Annotated in this window: 15 protein-coding genes; 7 read left to right on the top strand and 8 right to left on the bottom strand. The window is 65.1% G+C overall.

Annotation, left to right across the window (positions count from 1 at the left end):
* Positions 1 to 29 precede the first annotated feature (29 nt).
* Positions 30 to 1,301, bottom strand: coding sequence for a cytochrome P450 (locus A5788_RS05715; RefSeq protein WP_064864273.1), 1,272 nt, complete (start codon positions 1,299 to 1,301; stop codon positions 30 to 32).
* 137 nt (positions 1,302 to 1,438) lie between these two features.
* Between A5788_RS05715 and A5788_RS05710 the strand changes: the two genes are divergently transcribed.
* Positions 1,439 to 2,068, top strand: coding sequence for a TetR/AcrR family transcriptional regulator (locus A5788_RS05710; RefSeq protein WP_064864275.1), 630 nt, complete (start codon positions 1,439 to 1,441; stop codon positions 2,066 to 2,068).
* 1 nt (position 2,069) lies between these two features.
* Here A5788_RS05710 and A5788_RS05705 read toward each other — a convergent pair whose 3' ends face one another.
* Together A5788_RS05705 and A5788_RS05700 are read right to left on the bottom strand one after the other, a co-directional pair.
* On the bottom strand, positions 2,070 to 2,549 hold the full coding sequence (locus A5788_RS05705; protein ID WP_049699904.1) for a nitroreductase family deazaflavin-dependent oxidoreductase: 480 nt from the start codon (positions 2,547 to 2,549) through the stop codon (positions 2,070 to 2,072).
* Positions 2,550 to 2,566: 17 nt separating this feature from the next.
* Positions 2,567 to 3,730, bottom strand: coding sequence for a steroid 3-ketoacyl-CoA thiolase (locus tag A5788_RS05700; protein ID WP_049699903.1), 1,164 nt, complete (start codon positions 3,728 to 3,730; stop codon positions 2,567 to 2,569).
* Positions 3,731 to 3,980: 250 nt separating this feature from the next.
* On the opposite strand from A5788_RS05700, the gene A5788_RS05695 reads away from it, so the two are divergent.
* From A5788_RS05695 to A5788_RS05685, 3 genes are all read left to right on the top strand, one after another.
* Positions 3,981 to 5,273, top strand: a complete 1,293-nt coding sequence (locus tag A5788_RS05695) for a cytochrome P450 (RefSeq protein ID WP_049699902.1) — start codon at positions 3,981 to 3,983, stop codon at positions 5,271 to 5,273.
* A 3-nt stretch (positions 5,274 to 5,276) separates the two neighbouring features.
* Positions 5,277 to 5,738: a nuclear transport factor 2 family protein gene (locus A5788_RS05690; RefSeq protein WP_064864277.1), complete on the top strand. Its 462-nt coding sequence runs from the start codon at positions 5,277 to 5,279 to the stop codon at positions 5,736 to 5,738.
* 142 nt (positions 5,739 to 5,880) lie between these two features.
* Positions 5,881 to 6,831 (top strand): hypothetical protein, encoded by a 951-nt coding sequence (locus tag A5788_RS05685; protein ID WP_064864279.1) that lies wholly within the window; start codon positions 5,881 to 5,883, stop codon positions 6,829 to 6,831.
* A 334-nt stretch (positions 6,832 to 7,165) separates the two neighbouring features.
* On the opposite strand, the gene A5788_RS05680 is transcribed toward A5788_RS05685, so the two are convergent.
* The 3 genes from A5788_RS05680 to A5788_RS05670 are packed head-to-tail and all read right to left on the bottom strand — an operon-like array spanning position 7,166 to position 10,433.
* Positions 7,166 to 8,344: a thiolase domain-containing protein gene (locus A5788_RS05680; protein WP_064864281.1), complete on the bottom strand. Its 1,179-nt coding sequence runs from the start codon at positions 8,342 to 8,344 to the stop codon at positions 7,166 to 7,168.
* Positions 8,344 to 9,423 (bottom strand): thiolase domain-containing protein, encoded by a 1,080-nt coding sequence (locus A5788_RS05675; RefSeq protein ID WP_064864283.1) that lies wholly within the window; start codon positions 9,421 to 9,423, stop codon positions 8,344 to 8,346. The genes A5788_RS05680 and A5788_RS05675 overlap by 1 nt, the downstream gene beginning before the upstream one ends.
* A gap of 29 nt (positions 9,424 to 9,452) precedes the next feature.
* Entirely contained in the window at positions 9,453 to 10,433 is a 981-nt protein-coding gene (locus A5788_RS05670) for a Zn-ribbon domain-containing OB-fold protein (RefSeq protein ID WP_064864312.1), read from the bottom strand.
* A gap of 140 nt (positions 10,434 to 10,573) precedes the next feature.
* Here A5788_RS05670 and A5788_RS05665 point away from each other — a divergent pair, with 140 nt between their 5' ends.
* Positions 10,574 to 11,611 carry an LLM class F420-dependent oxidoreductase gene (locus A5788_RS05665; protein WP_064864285.1) on the top strand — a complete coding sequence of 346 codons (1,038 nt, stop codon included), beginning with the start codon at positions 10,574 to 10,576 and terminating at the stop codon, positions 11,609 to 11,611.
* Between the two features lie 7 nt (positions 11,612 to 11,618).
* Here the strand turns inward: A5788_RS05665 and A5788_RS05660 are convergent, their stop codons facing one another.
* Both A5788_RS05660 and A5788_RS05655 read right to left on the bottom strand, forming a co-directional pair.
* Positions 11,619 to 13,070 carry a cytochrome P450 gene (locus A5788_RS05660; protein ID WP_064864287.1) on the bottom strand — a complete coding sequence of 484 codons (1,452 nt, stop codon included), beginning with the start codon at positions 13,068 to 13,070 and terminating at the stop codon, positions 11,619 to 11,621.
* A 66-nt stretch (positions 13,071 to 13,136) separates the two neighbouring features.
* Positions 13,137 to 13,919, bottom strand: a complete 783-nt coding sequence (locus tag A5788_RS05655) for a crotonase/enoyl-CoA hydratase family protein (RefSeq protein ID WP_064864293.1) — start codon at positions 13,917 to 13,919, stop codon at positions 13,137 to 13,139.
* Between the two features lie 77 nt (positions 13,920 to 13,996).
* Between A5788_RS05655 and A5788_RS05650 the strand changes: the two genes are divergently transcribed.
* Together A5788_RS05650 and A5788_RS05645 are read left to right on the top strand one after the other, a co-directional pair.
* A complete protein-coding gene (locus A5788_RS05650; protein WP_064864295.1) occupies positions 13,997 to 15,643 on the top strand; it encodes an acyl-CoA synthetase in 1,647 nt (548 codons plus the stop codon).
* 19 nt (positions 15,644 to 15,662) lie between these two features.
* Positions 15,663 to 16,793 carry an NAD(P)H-dependent flavin oxidoreductase gene (locus tag A5788_RS05645; RefSeq protein ID WP_064864314.1) on the top strand — a complete coding sequence of 377 codons (1,131 nt, stop codon included), beginning with the start codon at positions 15,663 to 15,665 and terminating at the stop codon, positions 16,791 to 16,793.
* The last annotated feature ends 89 nt before the right edge of the window (positions 16,794 to 16,882 follow it).

The raw sequence follows: 16,882 nt of genomic DNA, 5'->3' as shown, positions 1-16,882 counted from the left end.
AGTGGGCAATCCAGAGACGCAGAGACTGCTCAGTGCGCGACCGGGCAGCCCCCAGTTGCGCCGTAGCGAACGGGCAGGTCTTTGACGCCGTTGAGCCAGCCTGATCGCACACGACGCAGCTCGCCGATCCGCTCGATGTCGGGAAGTACGTCTGCGACAGCGTTGAGGATCAGGGAGAGTTCGAGGCGCGCGAGGTTGGCGCCGATGCAGAAGTGGGCGCCGTTGCCGCCGAACGCGAGATGCGGGTTGGGATCTCGGAGGATATTGAACGTGAACGGGTCGTCGAAGACGTCCTCGTCGTAATTTGCCGAACCGTAGAAGATGCCGACCCGTTGTCCCGCGGCGATGTCGACGCCCTCGATGCTGGTGTCCACCTTGGCCGTCCGCTGGAAGGCGTTGACCGGAGTCGACCAGCGCAGCACCTCGTCGATCGTGGTTTTCGGGCGCTGCGACTTGAACAACTCCCACTGCGCTGGATGGGACATGAAGGCATTCATGCCGTGGCTGGTCGCGTTGCGCGTCGTCTCGTTTCCCGCGGTGATCAGCAGGATGACGAAGAACCCGAACTCGATGTCGGACAACGACTCTCCGTCGATGTCTGCTTCTATCAGCGTGGTGACGATGTCGTCGGTGGGGTTGCGCCGACGCTCCTCGGCCATCGAATAGGCGTAGCCGAGCAGCTCGGCGTTGGCCATCGCGGGGTCGATCGTGTTGTCGGGATCGTCGCTGTTGATGATCGCGTCGACGAGCTCGTGAATACGCGGACGGTCGGCTGTCGGGACACCGATGAGATCCAGAATCGCCTGTAGGGGAAGGTGGATGGCCACGTCGTCGACGAAGTTTCCCGACTCCTTGGCTGCGGCCGATTCGACGATCCGGCGCGCCGAAGTTGCGAGATTCTCCTCCAGTGACCCAACAGCCTTCGGTGTGAACAGTCGCGACACGATCTTGCGCAGACGAGTGTGCTCCGGCGGATCGTGGTTGACGAGTAGCGCCTTGGTGAACTCGATCTGGTCGGGGGTGACGTAGTCGGGGAGTCGGATGATGGCGCCGTTGGCATTCGTCGACCACACCTGGTTGTTCTTCGAGATCTCGCGCACGTCTCTGTGTCGTGAGATCACCCAGTAGCCGCCGTCCGTGAAACCCGAGGTGCCGAGTGGCTGTTCGTTCCACCAGACAGGCGCGGTCTGGCGCAGGTGAGCGAATTCGGTTTTCGGTAGCCCGGATTCGAGCACATCGGGATCGGTGAAATCGAAGCCCTTGCCGAATGGGCAGGCCGCATCGGTGGTGATGGCTGTCATGGCTTCACCATACAGTCAGACCGCATGTGTATGGTCGTTTTCCCGTGATACGGTCTGCGCTGGTAGAGGTCGGTACTGGGAAGTGGGTGCCGGGACATAGGTACTGGGAAATCGGTGCCGGGAGGTGGTCGCGAAGGATGCGTACGCACGGCTGGGCCGGAAGTGTTCCGGTCGACGACGCCGAAGCGACGGCGCGCATCCTTGCGGCCGCACGGTCGGCGATCGACGAACACGGTGTAGCGACGACGATCAGCGACGTCGCGCGCACTCTCGGGGTCACTCGCCAGACGGTGTATCGATACTTCCCCAGTACCGAGGCGCTGCTCCGGGCAACCGCTCTCGACGCCGTCGGTGCATTTCTCGAGCGAATCGCGCTACGTGTCAGCGGTATTCGTGAGCCCGACGTCGCGGTCGTCGAGGGAATCGACGTGGTCCTCCAGGAACTGCCAGACGACCGCTACGTCGGCCTTCTGTTCGCGGCGGACAATGTGAGTCTGTTCGCGGTGGAGGGGGTGACGTCGGAGGCCGGTCAGGCATTCGCACGTTCGATGGTCGAGCGCATGGATGTCGACTGGGCTGCACGCGGATACGGCCCGGCCGAGATGGACATCATCGTCGAAATCGTCTTGCGCACACTGCAGTCCATGATGATCGACCACAGTACGGCACGTTCGGGTGCGCAGCGTCGTGCATTCCTCGATGCGTGGGCGGGTGCGGCGATCCGCGCGTTGCCGACGGGCGCAGCCGTGCCGGGTGATCGCATCTGACTCAGCGTGGTGTGCAGATCACCGCCGGGATGGTGCGCTCGGTCCACGCCTTATAGGTGTCGAAGTCGGCGTACAGCTCCACCAGGCGAGGCCAGAGTCGTTCGCGCTCCCGTTCGTTCGCCGTATGTGCCGTGTATTCGCCTGTCTGCGAACCGATCTGGATCGACACGTCGGGGTTGCTGCGCAGGTTGAGGTACCATGCCGGGTTCGACGGTAATCCGCCCTGCGAGGCGACGACGACGATCGTGTCGCCGTCGCTCAGATAGAGGAGCGGCACGGTGCGCGGTTGGCCGGACTTGCGGCCGATCGTGGTCAGCAGACATACGTCGACGGGGTTGCGCATCGCCGCGCCGACCCGCCATGTGCGGCCGAGCCGACCTCCGCTGCGTTTGTACAGTGCGGTGTTGAGGCGTGAGCCGAGCTTGATCGCTTTCGACACGATCGGTGAATCGAGTTGTGTGGGACGGTTTTCGGCCTTCATGCGCTCTCCCGTGACTCTCAGATGCGCTCGAGGATGGTGCCGGTTGCCAGTGCGCCGCCCGCGCACATGGTGACCAGAGCAGTCTGTGCGTCACGCCGTTCGAGTTCGTGGAGTGCGGTGGTGAGCAACCGCGAACCCGTGCTGCCGACCGGATGTCCGAGGGCGATAGCGCCGCCGTTGACGTTCACCTTGTCCATGTCGGCGCCGTGCACGCGAGCCCAACTGAGTACCACCGACGCGAATGCCTCGTTGATCTCGACGATGTCGATGTCGGACAACGACATTCCCGCCTTGGCCAACACCCGTTCGGTGGCTTGGACCGGGCCGTCGAGGTGGTAGTACGGTTCGGACCCGACGAGGGCGGCGGCCCGCAGTCGTGCTCGTGGGCGGAGTCCGAGCTCGCGCGCTCTGGTCTCGTCCATCAGCAGGACGGCCGCAGCGCCGTCGGAGATCTGCGACGACGTGCCCGCGGTGTGGATGCCGCCGTCGATGACCGGCTTGAGTGCCGCGAGCGATTCGGGTGTGGTGTCGCGAAGGCCCTGATCGCGTGTGACGTCGATGATGTTGCCGGTCACCACGCCCTCTTTGGTGCGCTCAGGGGCCTTGAGGCTCAACACTTCACGGTCGAACCGGTGCTCGTCCCACGCCTGATGTGCGCGTTGCTGGCTGCGCACCCCGAGTTCGTCGACGTCGGCGCGGGTGATCCCGCGGCGTGCTGCGATTCGCTCTGCGGCTTCGAATTGATTGGGCATCTCGACGTTCCAGGAGTCCGCGTGGTACGGGCCGGCGTCGACGCCAACGTTGGCTCCCAGCGGGGTGTGCGTCATCAGCTCGACGCCGCACGCGATGCCGACGTCGATCACGTCCGAGGCGATCAGCCCGGCGATCAGGTTGTTTGCCTGCTGCGCCGAGCCGCACTGGCAGTCGATGGTCGTCGCGCCGGTTTGCTCGGGAAGTCCGGCCGACAGCCACGCCTTGCGCGTGATGTTGCCGGCCTGCGCTCCTGCCTGGGTGACACATCCGCCGATGGCCTGCTCGACCAGCGATGCGTCGATACCCGCCTTCTCGATCAAGCCGCGCTGAGTGAGGCCGAGTAGCTCCTCAGCGTGTAGACCGGAGAGCCAGCCCGCCCGCTTGCCGATGGGGGTTCGCACTGCTTCGACGATTACCGGCACACCCATGTCCGTCACCTTTCGGGCTTCTACTTTTCTACTACTTCTCCGCGCAGCCCTCTTGCTTGCGGACTGCACTGGCACAGATCTACTGCTCTGGCATGAAAGTAGAACATGTTCCTGTTTCTGTCCATGGCGGCGGCAGAAAAGTAGAACGAGTTCCTGTTTTGGTGCGATACTGTGTGTACAGTGAGCGTCAGTGAGACGTGAACACGTTCGCGTCTCGGTTGTAAACATTGAGAACAGGGTGGTATTTCACGTGATTCAGACCGACGGCGTGGGGGCCGACCAGACGTCATCCTCACCGGCAGCATCATGCCCGTTCATGCATCAGGAGGGGTGGGATTTCACCAGTCCGGACCTGCTCGAGAAGGGCATCCCGGTCGCCGAGTTCGCGGCCCTGCGCAAGACCGCTCCCGTCTGGTGGAATGCCCAGCTCCCGGGTAAGGGTGGCGGTTTCCACGACGGTGGGTACTGGGTCGTCTCGAAGCACGCACACGTTCGCGAGATCTCGAAGAACAACGAGGATTGGGCAACGTCGACCAACGGCGTCATCATGCGGTTCGACGACGAGATGCCTCAAGATCAGCTCGACGTCACTAAGGCGCTGTTGATCAATCACGACCCGCCGGAGCACACCCGCCTGCGCAAGGTGATCTCGAAGGCGTTTACGCCGCGGGCCGTGCAGGCGCTCGAGGAGAAGCTCGACGACGCGGCGCGCACCATCGTGCGCCAGGCGGCCGACCGGGGAACCGGCGACTTCGTCCACGACGTGGCCGTCGACCTCCCGCTGCTGGCGATCGCCGATCTGCTCGGTGTCCCGGAGTCGGATCGCAAGAAGCTGTTCGACTGGTCGAACGGCATGATGAACTACGACGATCCCGAGTTCGCAGGCGTCGATCCGCAGATGGCGTCGGCAGAGATCCTCGGCTATGGCTACAACATGGCGGAGGAGCGTCGAAAGTGTCCTGTCGACGACATCGTCAGCACGCTGGTCAACGCCGACATCGACGGTCAGCACCTCGATGAGGCCGAGTTCGGATTCTTCTTCATCCTGCTCACCGTCGCTGGCAACGAGACCACGCGCAACGCGATCAGCCACGGCATGAATGCCTTCCTGGAGCATCCCGACCAGTGGGAGTTGTTCAAGAAGGAACGCCCCGCGACGGCGGTCGACGAGATCGTGCGCTGGGCGACGCCGGTGAACTGCTTCCAGCGCACCGCCAAGCGCGACACGCAGGTCGGCGGCGTCGACATCAAGCAGGGGCAGCGCGTCGGATTGTTCTACGGCTCAGCCAATTACGACGAGGACGTGTTCGACGATCCGTTCTCCTTCAACATCCTGCGCGACCCCAACCCGCACGTCGGATTCGGCGGCAACGGAGCGCACTTCTGCGTCGGTGCGAACCTCGCACGCATGGAGATCAACCTGATGTTCAATGCAATCGCCGACCTCGTGCCCGACATCTCGCGGCTGGACGAGCCGCGTCGACTCCGGCACGGTTGGATCAACGGCGTGAAGGAACTCCAGGTCGACTACGGGACTCGGTGACCGATGACCAGTGCAGCCCAACAGGATTCGAGTCAACCCGCATATCTGGGCATCGATAGGGAGAACAATCCCGCAGTGGTGGCAGGTCGGCGATCGCGGGAGGCGGTCGCGGCTCGTGACAAGGAGGCCTGGCTCGACAACTTCGCGGCCGACGCGAAGGTCGAGGACCCGGTCGGGCCGTCGATGTTCGATGAACGAGGGGTCGGATTCCAAGGGCGAGAGCGTATCTCGCAGTTCTGGGATCTGTCGATCGCGACAACCGAGAGCATTGACTTCGTCTTCGACGATGAGATCATCTGCGGCAACGAGGTCGCGTACGTCGGGAAGATCGTGACCCACATCGCGGGCCACGTGTCGGAGGCGCACGGCGTGTTCACCTATCGCGCCGACGAAGAGGGCAAGCTGTCGGCGCTGCGCGCGTTCTGGGAGGTCGAGAAGACGATCAACTCGGTCCGGCCAGCCTGACGTCTGGGACTTTTTGGCCTGACGTCGAAATCCGCACCTCGTCTGTGGCACTTTACCTTCGGCACTGCCGAAGGTAAGGCGTGACAGATGAGGTGCGGATTTTTGTTGGAACCGATCCGACGCTGCGTGCGTCACAACGTGCATGGTCCACTTCCATGGCGTCACGGGCGCGGTCAATCGCGCTGAGCTCCTCGCGGCGGGTTACGTCGACCGTGAGATACGGCTGGCGCTCGACGTCGGAACCCTCGTGTCGCTGGCGCCGGGAGTGGTGATTCCGCGCGATCTGCTGGCAGAAGACACTCCTGAGGAGCGGCACCGGCAGCGAGCGCTTGCCGTGATACGACGCGACGCCCGCACGCCGGAGGTTCGGGCTGCCAAACACACTCGCGCGCTGGCACTTTCGTCGGCCGCCGCGGTGCTTGGCTTACCTGTCTGGGGGTTGGATACCTCGCGGGTGTCGATCGCAGACAGTGGACGCACGCCGGGCACGCGCACCACATCGCGTACGAGGTTGATCACCGACACCCGACCACCAGCCCTCGTCGAGGTCGACGGTGTGCTGGTGGTGTCGCCTGCTCGTACGGTGGTCGACATCGCGCGCACCGGCGCACGGATACCAGCGATCGCGGTGGGCGACGCCGCGCTGCACGCCGGACTGTGCACCGTCGACGATCTGCAGAATGAGCTGGACCTGCTCGTGGGGATGCGGGGGCGTGCCGCGGCGATCCGCGCGGTCGGCCGGTGCGACAGTAGGACGGAGTCGGTGCTCGAGACGCGCAGCCGCGTCGAACTGGTCGACGCAGGCGTCCCGGAGCCGGAGCTGCAGGTGAACATCTATGACGCGCACGGGAACTTCCTCGCGCGCGTCGATCTGTACTGGCGCGATGCGCGGCTGTGCGGAGAGGCCGACGGCAACAAGAAGTACGGCGACGATGCCGACGAGACCCGACGTGCGCTACTCGCCGAGAAGTCGCGCGGCGACGGGATCGTCGAGACCGGACACGCCTTGTTGCGGTGGGGCTGGCGCGACGTCGACGAGCCTGCGGTCCTGGCGCGTCGGGTGCTGGGCATGCTCGGGCGGCGCGCGGCGTAAGGGCGGCTGGTTGTGCAGGGCTCGGTGCAGCTACCTGATCTACGTGCAGCCACCTTGGGCGGTGCAGAAGGTAGCTGTACGCAGATGAGGTAGCTGCGCGCCAGGCTGGTGCGGCCCAGCTAGTTCGACGGCTTGTCGGCCAGTGGTCGGGTGTTGGGCATGCTCGGGCGGCGCGCGGCGTGAGGGGCGGCTCTGAGCCAACGTCTGTGCAGCTCTCGGTACAGCTACCTGATCTACGTGCAGCTACCTTCGGCAGTGCAGAAGGTAGCTGTGCGCAGATGAGGTAGCTGTGGGCCGGGTCGCTGGCTCTTAGATCAGTTGGTGCGCGGCCCGGCTAGTTCGACGGCTTGTCGGCGCCGACGAGCCACATCGAGTAGTACTGCGCTCCGCCGCCGTAGGCGTGGCCGAGGGCTTTGCGGGCGTCGGCAACCTGGTGGTCGCCCGCCTTGCCCATCACCTGGATCGCGGCTTCGGCGAAGCGGATCATGCCCGACGCCCCGATCGGGTTCGACGACAGCACGCCGCCCGACGGGTTGAACGGGATGCGGCCGCCGATCTCGGTCTCGCCGGCTTCGGTGAGCTTCCAGCCCTCGCCCTCGGGGGCGAAGCCGAGGCTCTCGAGCCACATGGGCTCGAACCACGAGAACGGGACGTAGACCTCGGCGACGTCGACCTCGTCGATCGGATTGTCGATGCCCGCGGACTTCCACAGTGCTGCTGCGGCGTCGCGGCTGGCCTGCGGGTTGACGGTGTTGCGGTGCGCGAAGAACAGCGGTTCGGTGCGCATCGCGGTGGCGTGGACCCAGGCGACGGGGCGGCCGTCGGCGACTGCGGCGTCGGCGACCTGCTCGTCGCCGATGACCACCGCGCATGCGCCGTCGGAGGACGGGCATGTCTCGTCGTAGCGGATCGGGTCCCAGAGCATCTGCGATGCCATCACACTTTCGACCGTGATGTCGGGTTGGTGTAGGTGGGCCAACGGGTTTCGCGCGCCGTTGCGTCGATCCTTGGTGGCGACCATCGCGCCGATGTGCTCGGGCGCGCCCGACTGCCGGATGTAGGAGCGCACGTGCGGGGCGAAGAATCCGCCCGCTCCCGCGCCGACCGGCTTGGTGAAGGGAACCGGAAGCGACAACGCCCACATGGCATTTGACTCCGACTGCTTCTCCCACGCGATCGCGAGCACACGCTTGTGCACGCCCGCGAACACCAACGACGCCGCGACGTTGGCCGTCGAGCCGCCGACGGAGCCTGCGGTGTGCACACGGATCAGTCGTTTGCCAACGGCGCCAAGGGCATCGGCCATGGCCAGCTCGGGCATCATCGAACCCTCGAAGAGATCCGGCGCCTTGCCGATGACGATCGCGTCGATCTCGTCGATGCTCACCCCGGCGTCGGCGAGGGCCGCGTCCATCGCCTCGCGGCACATGCCTGCCATCGTGACGTCGTGCCGCTTGGCGACGTACTTGGTCTGCCCGGTGCCCAGGACCGCCGCACGGTTGTTGTGTGCCATCAGTTGTCTTCTCCCACAATCGAGTCGCCGCTCTTCGAATCACCGCTGTTCGAGTCACCCTGCAGCGTGACCACCATGTTCTGTTGCAGCAGAGGGCCGCTCGTCGCGTGTGCCACCGCGGTCCGCGCATCACCGGTCAGGATGGAGTGCGCCGCGTAGCCGATGCGCTGCAGTCCGCCGCTGAACAACGAATTACCCGTGAGCAGGCCGCCGGACGGATTGATCCGCACGGAGTCGGGCAGGCCGAGCGCGTTGCGGACGATGATCTCCTGGTGTGTGTAAGGGGCGGCGATCTCGGCGACGTCGACGGCGCGGGTGCGATCGCCGAATGCGGTGTCGGCGGCCAGTGTCGTCGACGGCGAGACCGTGAGATCTCGTGCACCGAAGTTGGCGCTGTCGATCCGGTGGTCCCAGCCGGTGACGAATGCGGGATTGGCGACGAGCTCGCGGGCGCGGCGTTCACTGGCGATGATCACGGCCGCGGCGGCATCGGTGAACGGTGCGATGTCATGTGCTCGAAGAGGATTGGCGACGTAATCGGTCGCGAGCAGGTCGTCGGTCGACGCCCCGGTCGTGCGGGCGGCGACTGCGGCCATGTCGGTTTCGGTCCACGTACCGGCGTCGAGGCCTGCGCGGGCCTGCAATCCGGCGAGAGCGCGGTCGCCCGGCCAGAGTGGAGCGACGGTGTAGGGGTCGGTCTGCATCGACAGCGTGCGATTGCTATCTCCCGCAGAGGATTTGCCGAAGCCGTAGGCAAGGGCGAGGTCGACCTCGCCGCTCGCGATCTTCACCCACGCCTCGTACAGCGCCCACGCGCCGTCCATCTCGACGTGGGATTCGTTGATCGGCGGCATCGCGCCGATCGAGTCGATGGCCGAGATGAACGAGAAGGCCCGTCCGGCAAGATAATCCGACGATCCGCTGCACCAGAACTCGATGTCGGTGCGGGAGATGCCGAGCTCGGCGTAGAGCTTGTCAAAGCAGGGGATCAACATTTCGACACCGTTGGTGGTGCCGTGTGTGCCGACGATGTTGGGACTGTGGGCGAACCCGACGATCGCGATGCGGGGGAGGGTCACGTGCTTCTCCTAGAGATGGGGATCGCGGGTCAGAGGAACTCGCGGTAGGTGTCGTACTCGGCGTCGGGTTCGCCGGTGGGGCGGAAGTGGCTGATCGATCCCATCGACAGCTCGCGCTCGTCGTCGGGAACCCAGACCGCCTGCACCCGCATGCCCATGCGAACCTCGTCGGCGGGAGCGTCGAGGATGAGGTGCAGGAACGGGATGTCGGAGCCGTCGAGCAGCACGTACGCCGCGACGTAGGGTGGCTTGATCCGCTGCCCCTGGAACGGCACGTTGACGATGCAGAACGTCGTGACGGTTCCGGTGTCGGGGAGTTCGACGTGTTCGACGGCAGGCGCACCGTCGGCGGGACTCACCGAGCGTGGCGGGAAGTAGACGCGCCCGGCGTCGACGCCTGAGCCGATACGCGTCCCGATCAGCTTGCCCGCCTTGAGGCCTTCGAGATAGCGCGACTCCTCTTCGGTCGCGGAGTGAATGATGCTCGTCGTGATCGGGGTGGTGATGATGACGTTCTCGTCGTCGGGATTCTCGGCGGTGTTCGGTTCGGCCTGCTCAGCGGAGTCGCCGGATGCGAAGTAGGCGATGTCGTCGATGCGTCCGCTGCGTGCCGCACGCCAGACCGCGTGTACCCGCATACCCGTTTCCATGTCTGCCTGCCCGTCGACCTTGACCGCGTGCAGCAACGCGGTGTCGGCGCCGTCGAGTCGGATCAGCGCCCATGCGAACGGTGCGTCGAACGGCTGGCCGTCGATGTGGTCGGGATTCCACGACCACGTGACGACCGTGCCGACGGAGGCGACGTCGACGATGTCGGTGATCGGTGCGCCCGACGCGGCGTCGTATTCGATCGGCGGTACCGACACGGTTCCGTCGGCCGACCGTGATCCGACGATGTGGCCGTCGCGTAGCCCGAATGCGAACCGGCTCAACACCGGTCCGAGCGAACGCGTGTAGCTGAACGTGTTGCTCAGCTCAGCGGTCAGGATGGCGGTCTCGGGATCGGGCACCACGGCGACGGGGCTGGCGGTCGTCGCGGCCGGAGATGTGTCGATGCTGCTCACACTTCGAGTAGAACACGTTCTAGTATTGGGGCACAAGGCCGTGATGACGGTTGTCTTCGTGGTGCCGACGTGGAGAGGTCGAGGTCGTGAAACTTGCGCTGCAACTGGGATATTGGGGAGCGGATCCCATCGTCGACGCCCCGGAGCTCATTGCCGCGGCCGAGGAGTCGGGATTCGACGCCGTGTTCACCGCGGAGTCGTGGGGGTCGGACGCCTACACCCCGCTGGCCTGGTGGGGCGCGGCGACGTCGCGGATACGGTTGGGGACCGCGGTTGCGCAGTTGTCTGCGCGACCGCCCACATCGCTCGCGATGCATGCGCTGACCCTCGACCATCTCTCGGGCGGCAGACACATCATCGGGCTGGGGGTGTCGGGACCTCAGGTCGTCGAAGGGTGGTACGGGCAGCCGTTCGGCAAACCACTCGCTCGCACAAGGGAATACGTACAGATCGTGCGCGACGTTCTGTCGCGCGCCGACCGAGTGCGCAGCGCGGGACCGCACTATCCGCTGCCGTATCCGGCCGACGCACCAGGTGCGACGGGACTGGGCAAATCGCTCAAGCCGATCACGCATCCGCTCCGCGCCGACATACCGATCTGGCTGGGCGCGGAGGGGCCGAAGAACGTCGCACAGACCGCGGAGATCGCCGACGGCTGGCTTGCGATCTTCTACAGCCTCTCGCTCGCCGATCAGTACGAGTCGTGGCTCGCGGAGGGATTCGCGCGCCCGGGTGCGCGTCGGACGCGCGACGACTTCGAGGTCGCGGCAACCGTGCAGGTGGTGATCACCGACGACGTCGCCGCCGCTGTCGACGCGTATCGACCCGCCACCGCGCTGTACGTGGGCGGGATGGGCGCCAAGGAGAAGAACTTTCACGCCGAGCTGTACCGCAGGATGGGCTATGGCGAGGTGGTCGATGAGATCGGCAGGCTGTTCCTCGCGGGTCGTAAGGAGGAGGCACTCGCAGCGGTGCCCGACGAGATGGTGCGCGAGACGATGATCGTCGGTACCGCCGACGAGGTGCGCGAGCAGATCAAGCAGTGGGAGTCGGCGGGTGTCTCGATGCTGATGGTGACCACGCGCGACGCCGCCGCGATCCGCGAGCTCGCGACGCTGGTGTGAGCGGCCGTCAGCCGACGGGCTGTTCCGACAACCGGGCGGGCACTCTGCGCGGTGTCAGCGAGACGTAGAAGTCTTTGGGCACCATGGTGAGTCGCTCGTCGACGCGAAGTTCATAGTCGGGATCGGGTGCGACGTCGTATCGATGGAGCAGGCTCGCGAGGACGAGTACCGACTCGTGGAGCGCGAATTGTCTTCCGATGCAGGCGCGTACGCCGTTGCCGAACGGTTTGTAGGTGTGCGCCGGACGCTTCTTGATGTTCTCGGGGAGGAAGCGGTCCGGATCATAGGAATCGGGATCGTCCCAGACCGCGGGATCGCGGTGGACCTGGGCGAGGATGATGACCGCCCAATCGTCCGGTGTCATGCGGTAACGCCCGCCGAGCATCGTCGTCGATCGTGGGCTGCGTGCGAATGCGGGCACCGTCGGCCAGATTCGTAATGCCTCGTCGAGTGCGCGCCGGATGTAGCGCAGGCGTGGCACCTGCTCGAAAGTCGGCATCGCCGTCGGATCGTCGCCGAGCGCGTCGTCGGCCTCGCGTTGTGCCTGTTCAAGGCATTCGGGGTGCTGTGACAGGTAGTACAGCGCGAACGACAAAGCGCCCGAGGTGGTTTCGTGTCCCGCGACGAGGAAGGTGAGGATCTGGTGTCGGATGTTCAACGGTGACAGGCGTTCTCCGGTCTCGGGATGTGCGACGTTGAGCATGATCCCGAGCAGGTCGTACTGGTCGGTGGTGTGCTCGCGTTCTGCGATGAGGTCGTCGAGCAGGTCGTCGACGTAGTTCTGCGCCTGCGCGTTGCGGCGGTCGAGCAGGGCGGTGAGGTAGCGTCCGCCGGGCGCGGTGCGCAGTGCTCCCTTGCGTCGACCGGTTTCGAGCGCGCGGATCATGGCACTGACGAACGGGTGCTGCTCTGCGGAGGTGAAGGACCCGAAGTCGTGGCTGAATGCGGTGCGGCTCAATGTTTCCATGGTCAGCTTCGTCATGTCACGCGTGACGTCGACGGTGGTGGTGTCGGCGGGGTCGGTCGGTAGTGCGTCCCAGTAGTCGAACAGTTCGTTGGCCGTCTGCAGCATGATCGGGTGATAGGAGCGCATGGCCGACTTGGTGAACGCGGGCATCAGAAGGTCATGTGCCAGTTGCCAATTGGACTCGTCATTGCGGGCGGTGAACAGGCCGTCGCCCGCGTAGTCGCGTAGCGCCTCGATCGCGGGCGGAAGCGCCTTGCAGAACTGCGATTCGTCGCAGAGTTCGGCGGTGAGTTCGGCCGAGGCGATGAAGACGAACTTCTGGCGGAAGACCTGCATCTCGTAGATCGGGCCGAGGTTGGCGCCGAGGGTCAGCATGCTCAGCAACGGATGGCGGGGATCGGCGACGCCGAGATCGCCGATCAGTGGCTTTCGACGCCCGGGACTCGGAAATCGTTGACCTGACCAGTCGTTGTCGATGTGCAGCCGCGCCATGCTCCGACCCTGCCGCCTTCCGGTTGGCCTGTCAACGAGTGGTCACTCGGCGGTGTTCACCAGTGGTCACTCGCCGGTGAAGACGGGCTTCTCCTTGTTGGCGAATGCCCGTGGGCCGACTTTGGCGTCTTTGCTCATGAAGACACGCATCCCGAGGTCGGCGTCGATCTTGAACGCGTCCTCCTCGTGCATCCCCTCGGTGTCGCGGATGGTCTTGAGGATCGCCTGGACGGCGAGCGGGCCGTTGGCGGCGATGACGTCGGCGATGTCGAGGGCCTTGTCGAGCGCCGAACCGTCGGGTACGACGTGGCCGATCAGGCCGTACTCCTTGGCTTCGGCTGCGGTGATGTGGCGTCCGGTGAGCAGGATGTCGGCGGCGATCGTGTAGGGGATCTGACGAACGAGCCGTACGGCGCTGCCGCCGAGGGGGAACAGGCCCCATTTGGCCTCGGAGACACCGAACTTCGCGCTCTCGCCCGCGACTCGGATGTCGGTGCCCTGCAGGATCTCGGTGCCCCCGGCGATGGCGGGTCCCTCGACGGCTGCGATGAGCGGTTTGGTGAGTCGACGGCCCTTGAGGAGTGCGGGCATCCGGGTGAGGTCCCACCCGCCGTCGGCGAACTTGTCGCCCGCGGGCTTGGCGTTCATCGACTTGAGGTCGGCGCCCGCGCAGAAGTATCCGCCTGCACCGGTCAGGATGGCTACACGGATGTCGGGATCGGCGTCGACCTGATCCCAGGCCTCTTCCATGATCGCCATCATCTCCGTCGACAACGCGTTGCGCGCTTCCGGGCGATTCATGGTGACGATGAGAACGTGGCCGCGCTTCTCGACGAGGCACTCCGGCATCTGTACTCCTCGGTGGCTGGTGATCGGTAGCCGAACAGGCCTTGCCGAAAACAGTAACACGTTCTAATTTTGTCGTCATGGCCTTCCATATCGCTGACCTGATCGAGCACGCCGTCGACCTGATGCCCGACCGGACCGCGCTGGAAACAGACGACCGGTCGATGACGTATGCCGAGCTGGAGCGAGAGGCGAATGCGCTCGCGCACGAACTGATCGAACACGGCGTCCGGCCGACCGACTCGGTGGGTCTGTACAGCAGGAACACCCTCGAGTGCGTCGTCGCGATGCTGGCGATCTTTAAGGTCCGTGCGGTGATGGTAAACGTCAACTACCGGTACGTCGCGGCAGAACTCGAGCACATCGTCACCGACTCGGACATGAAGGTGTTGATCTACGAGCGCCAATACGGTGACCGCGTGCGGAACGTGTTACCGAATGCGCCGAAACTGGCGCACGTGATCGTCGTCGAGGACGGCAGCGACGAGCCTGCGCCCGACGGCGCGATTCCCTACAAGGATGCCATCGCGAGGGGGAGCGTCGACCGTGACTTCGAGCCGCGGAGCGACGACGACCTGTACATGCTCTACACCGGCGGCACGACGGGGTTCCCGAAGGGCGTCGTCTGGCGCCAGGAGGACATCTGGCGGGTGTTGGGCGGCGGAATCAGCTTCTACACCGGTGAGCGCGTGTCCGACGAGTGGCAGCAGGCTCGTGACGGTGCGGCGGGGGGACAACTGGTGCGCTTTCCGATCCCGCCGTTCATCCACGGCGGGTCGCAGTGGGCCGTGTTCCAAGAACTCTTCGTCGGCGGCAAGGCCGTGATCTACCCGGAGTTCGGCGCGCACCTCACCTGGCAGATCATCGAGCGGCACAAGGTCAACGTCGTGATGATCACCGGAGATGCGATGGCGCGACCGATGGTCGACGCGTTGCGTGCGGGGCATCCCGATGGGCGTACGTACGACACCAGTTCCGTGGTCTCACTGGCATCGTCGGCTGCACTCTTCTCTGCGAGTGTCAAGGACGAGTACCTCGACCTGTTGCCGAACCTGCTCGTCATCGACGCGATCGGGTCGTCGGAAACGGGTTTCAGCGGGATGTCGGCGGCGCAGAAGGGGCAGTCGCACACGGGTGCTCCGCGGGTGACCGCGGACAAGGCTGCTGTGGTGCTGCGTGAGGACGGAACGCGTGTCGAACCCGGCTCGGGCGAGGTGGGAATCCTGGCGCGTTCCGGCAACATTCCGCTGCGCTACTACAACGACCCGGCAAAGACCGAACGAACCTTCAAGGAGTTCAACGGGATTCGCTACTCGATTCCTGGTGATCTGGCGACCGTCGAAGCCGACGGGTCGATCACGATGATGGGTCGTGGATCGCAGTCGATCAACACCGGTGGCGAGAAGGTCTTTCCCGAAGAGGTCGAAGCGGCGCTCAAGGCGCATCCGGACGTGTTCGACACGGTCGTCGTCGGGGTTCCAGACGAACGATACGGTCAACGTGTCGCAGCGGTCATCGCTACTCGTGACGACGCCAGGCCGGCACTGGACGATCTGAACAGGGTTGTGCGCGAACAGGTTGCGGGATACAAGTGTCCGCGCAGCGTGTGGTACGTCGACGAGATCAAGCGGTCGCCTGCGGGCAAGCCGAATTACCGATGGGGCAGGGAAATCACCGAGACACGACCGGCCGACGCGTCGGTCCAGGCCGTCAGTGGAAGGGCATAAAGATATGGGCGAGAGAGTGATTCGCACGGAACTGACCGAAAGTTTTGGTATCGACTATCCGATCTTCGGCTTCACGCCGAGTCAGGAGGTCGCGGCCGCGATCAGTCGCGCCGGCGGAATGGGTGTTCTCGGATGCGTTCGCTTCAACGAGGCGTCGGAGCTCGACGAGGTGCTCGAGTGGATGCACGAGAACACCGACGGCAAGCCGTTCGGTGTCGACGTCGTGATGCCTGCCAAGATCCCCACGGAGGGAAGCAAGGTCGACCTGGAGTCGATGATTCCGCCCGAGCATCGGGCATTTGTCGAACGTACCCTCGACGACCTCGGGGTGCCGCCGCTGCCGGACGGCAACCGGGTGGATGCCGGAGTGCTCGGCTGGTTGCATTCGGTGGCGCGTTCGCACGTCGACGTCGCGATGGCGCACGCCCGAAAGTACGGACAGATCAAGCTGATCGCGAACGCGCTGGGTTCACCGCCGCCGGATGTGATCGGCGTCGCGCACGAGAATGGTGTGCAGGTCGCGGCGCTCGCGGGCGCGAAAGATCATGCGCTGCATCATGTCGAGGCGGGCGTCGACATCGTGATCGCGCAGGGCTATGAGGGTGGCGGGCACACCGGCGAGGTGACGTCGATGGTGCTCTGGCCCGAACTCGTCGACGCCGTCGGCGATCGCGCGCCCGTGCTGGCAGCGGGCGGCGTCGGCAGTGGTCGGCAGATGGCGGCGGCGATAGCCCTTGGCGCACAGGGTGTGTGGATGGGCACGTACTGGCTGACCGCGGCCGAGTACCGACTCGGCGCCACCGGCGACGGACCGTCGACGGTGCAGAAGGCGCTGCTCGCGGCGTCGTCGAGAGACACGGTGCGTCGTCGGATCTACTCCGGCAAACCCGCCCGACTGTTGAAGACGAAGTGGACCGACGCGTGGGATGCTCCCGGCGCTCCGGAGCCGCTACCGATGCCGCTGCAGAATCTGCTCGTGGGGGAGGCGCACGCGCGGATCTCGCAGGCGGACGACGCCGGCGTCGTCGCGATGCCCGCGGGCCAGATCGTCGGCCGGCTGAACTCGATCACCCCCGTCGCGGAACTGATCGCCGACCTGGTCAGCGAGTACCAGGAGTCCGCCGCTCGGCTCGGGAAGACGCTGGAGTAGGTGGGTCGGGGTCTGGTGTCGGGCTCTTATACACATCTCCGAGCCCACGAGACCGATCAGTATCTCGTATGCCGTGGTATGCTTGGAAA

Source organism: Gordonia sp. 852002-50816_SCH5313054-c (assembly GCF_001665925.1).
Classification (GTDB): domain Bacteria; phylum Actinomycetota; class Actinomycetes; order Mycobacteriales; family Mycobacteriaceae; genus Gordonia; species Gordonia jacobaea.
The sequence above is the reverse complement of the archived record's forward strand: the minus strand, read 5'-3'. Positions and strand labels throughout refer to the sequence as shown.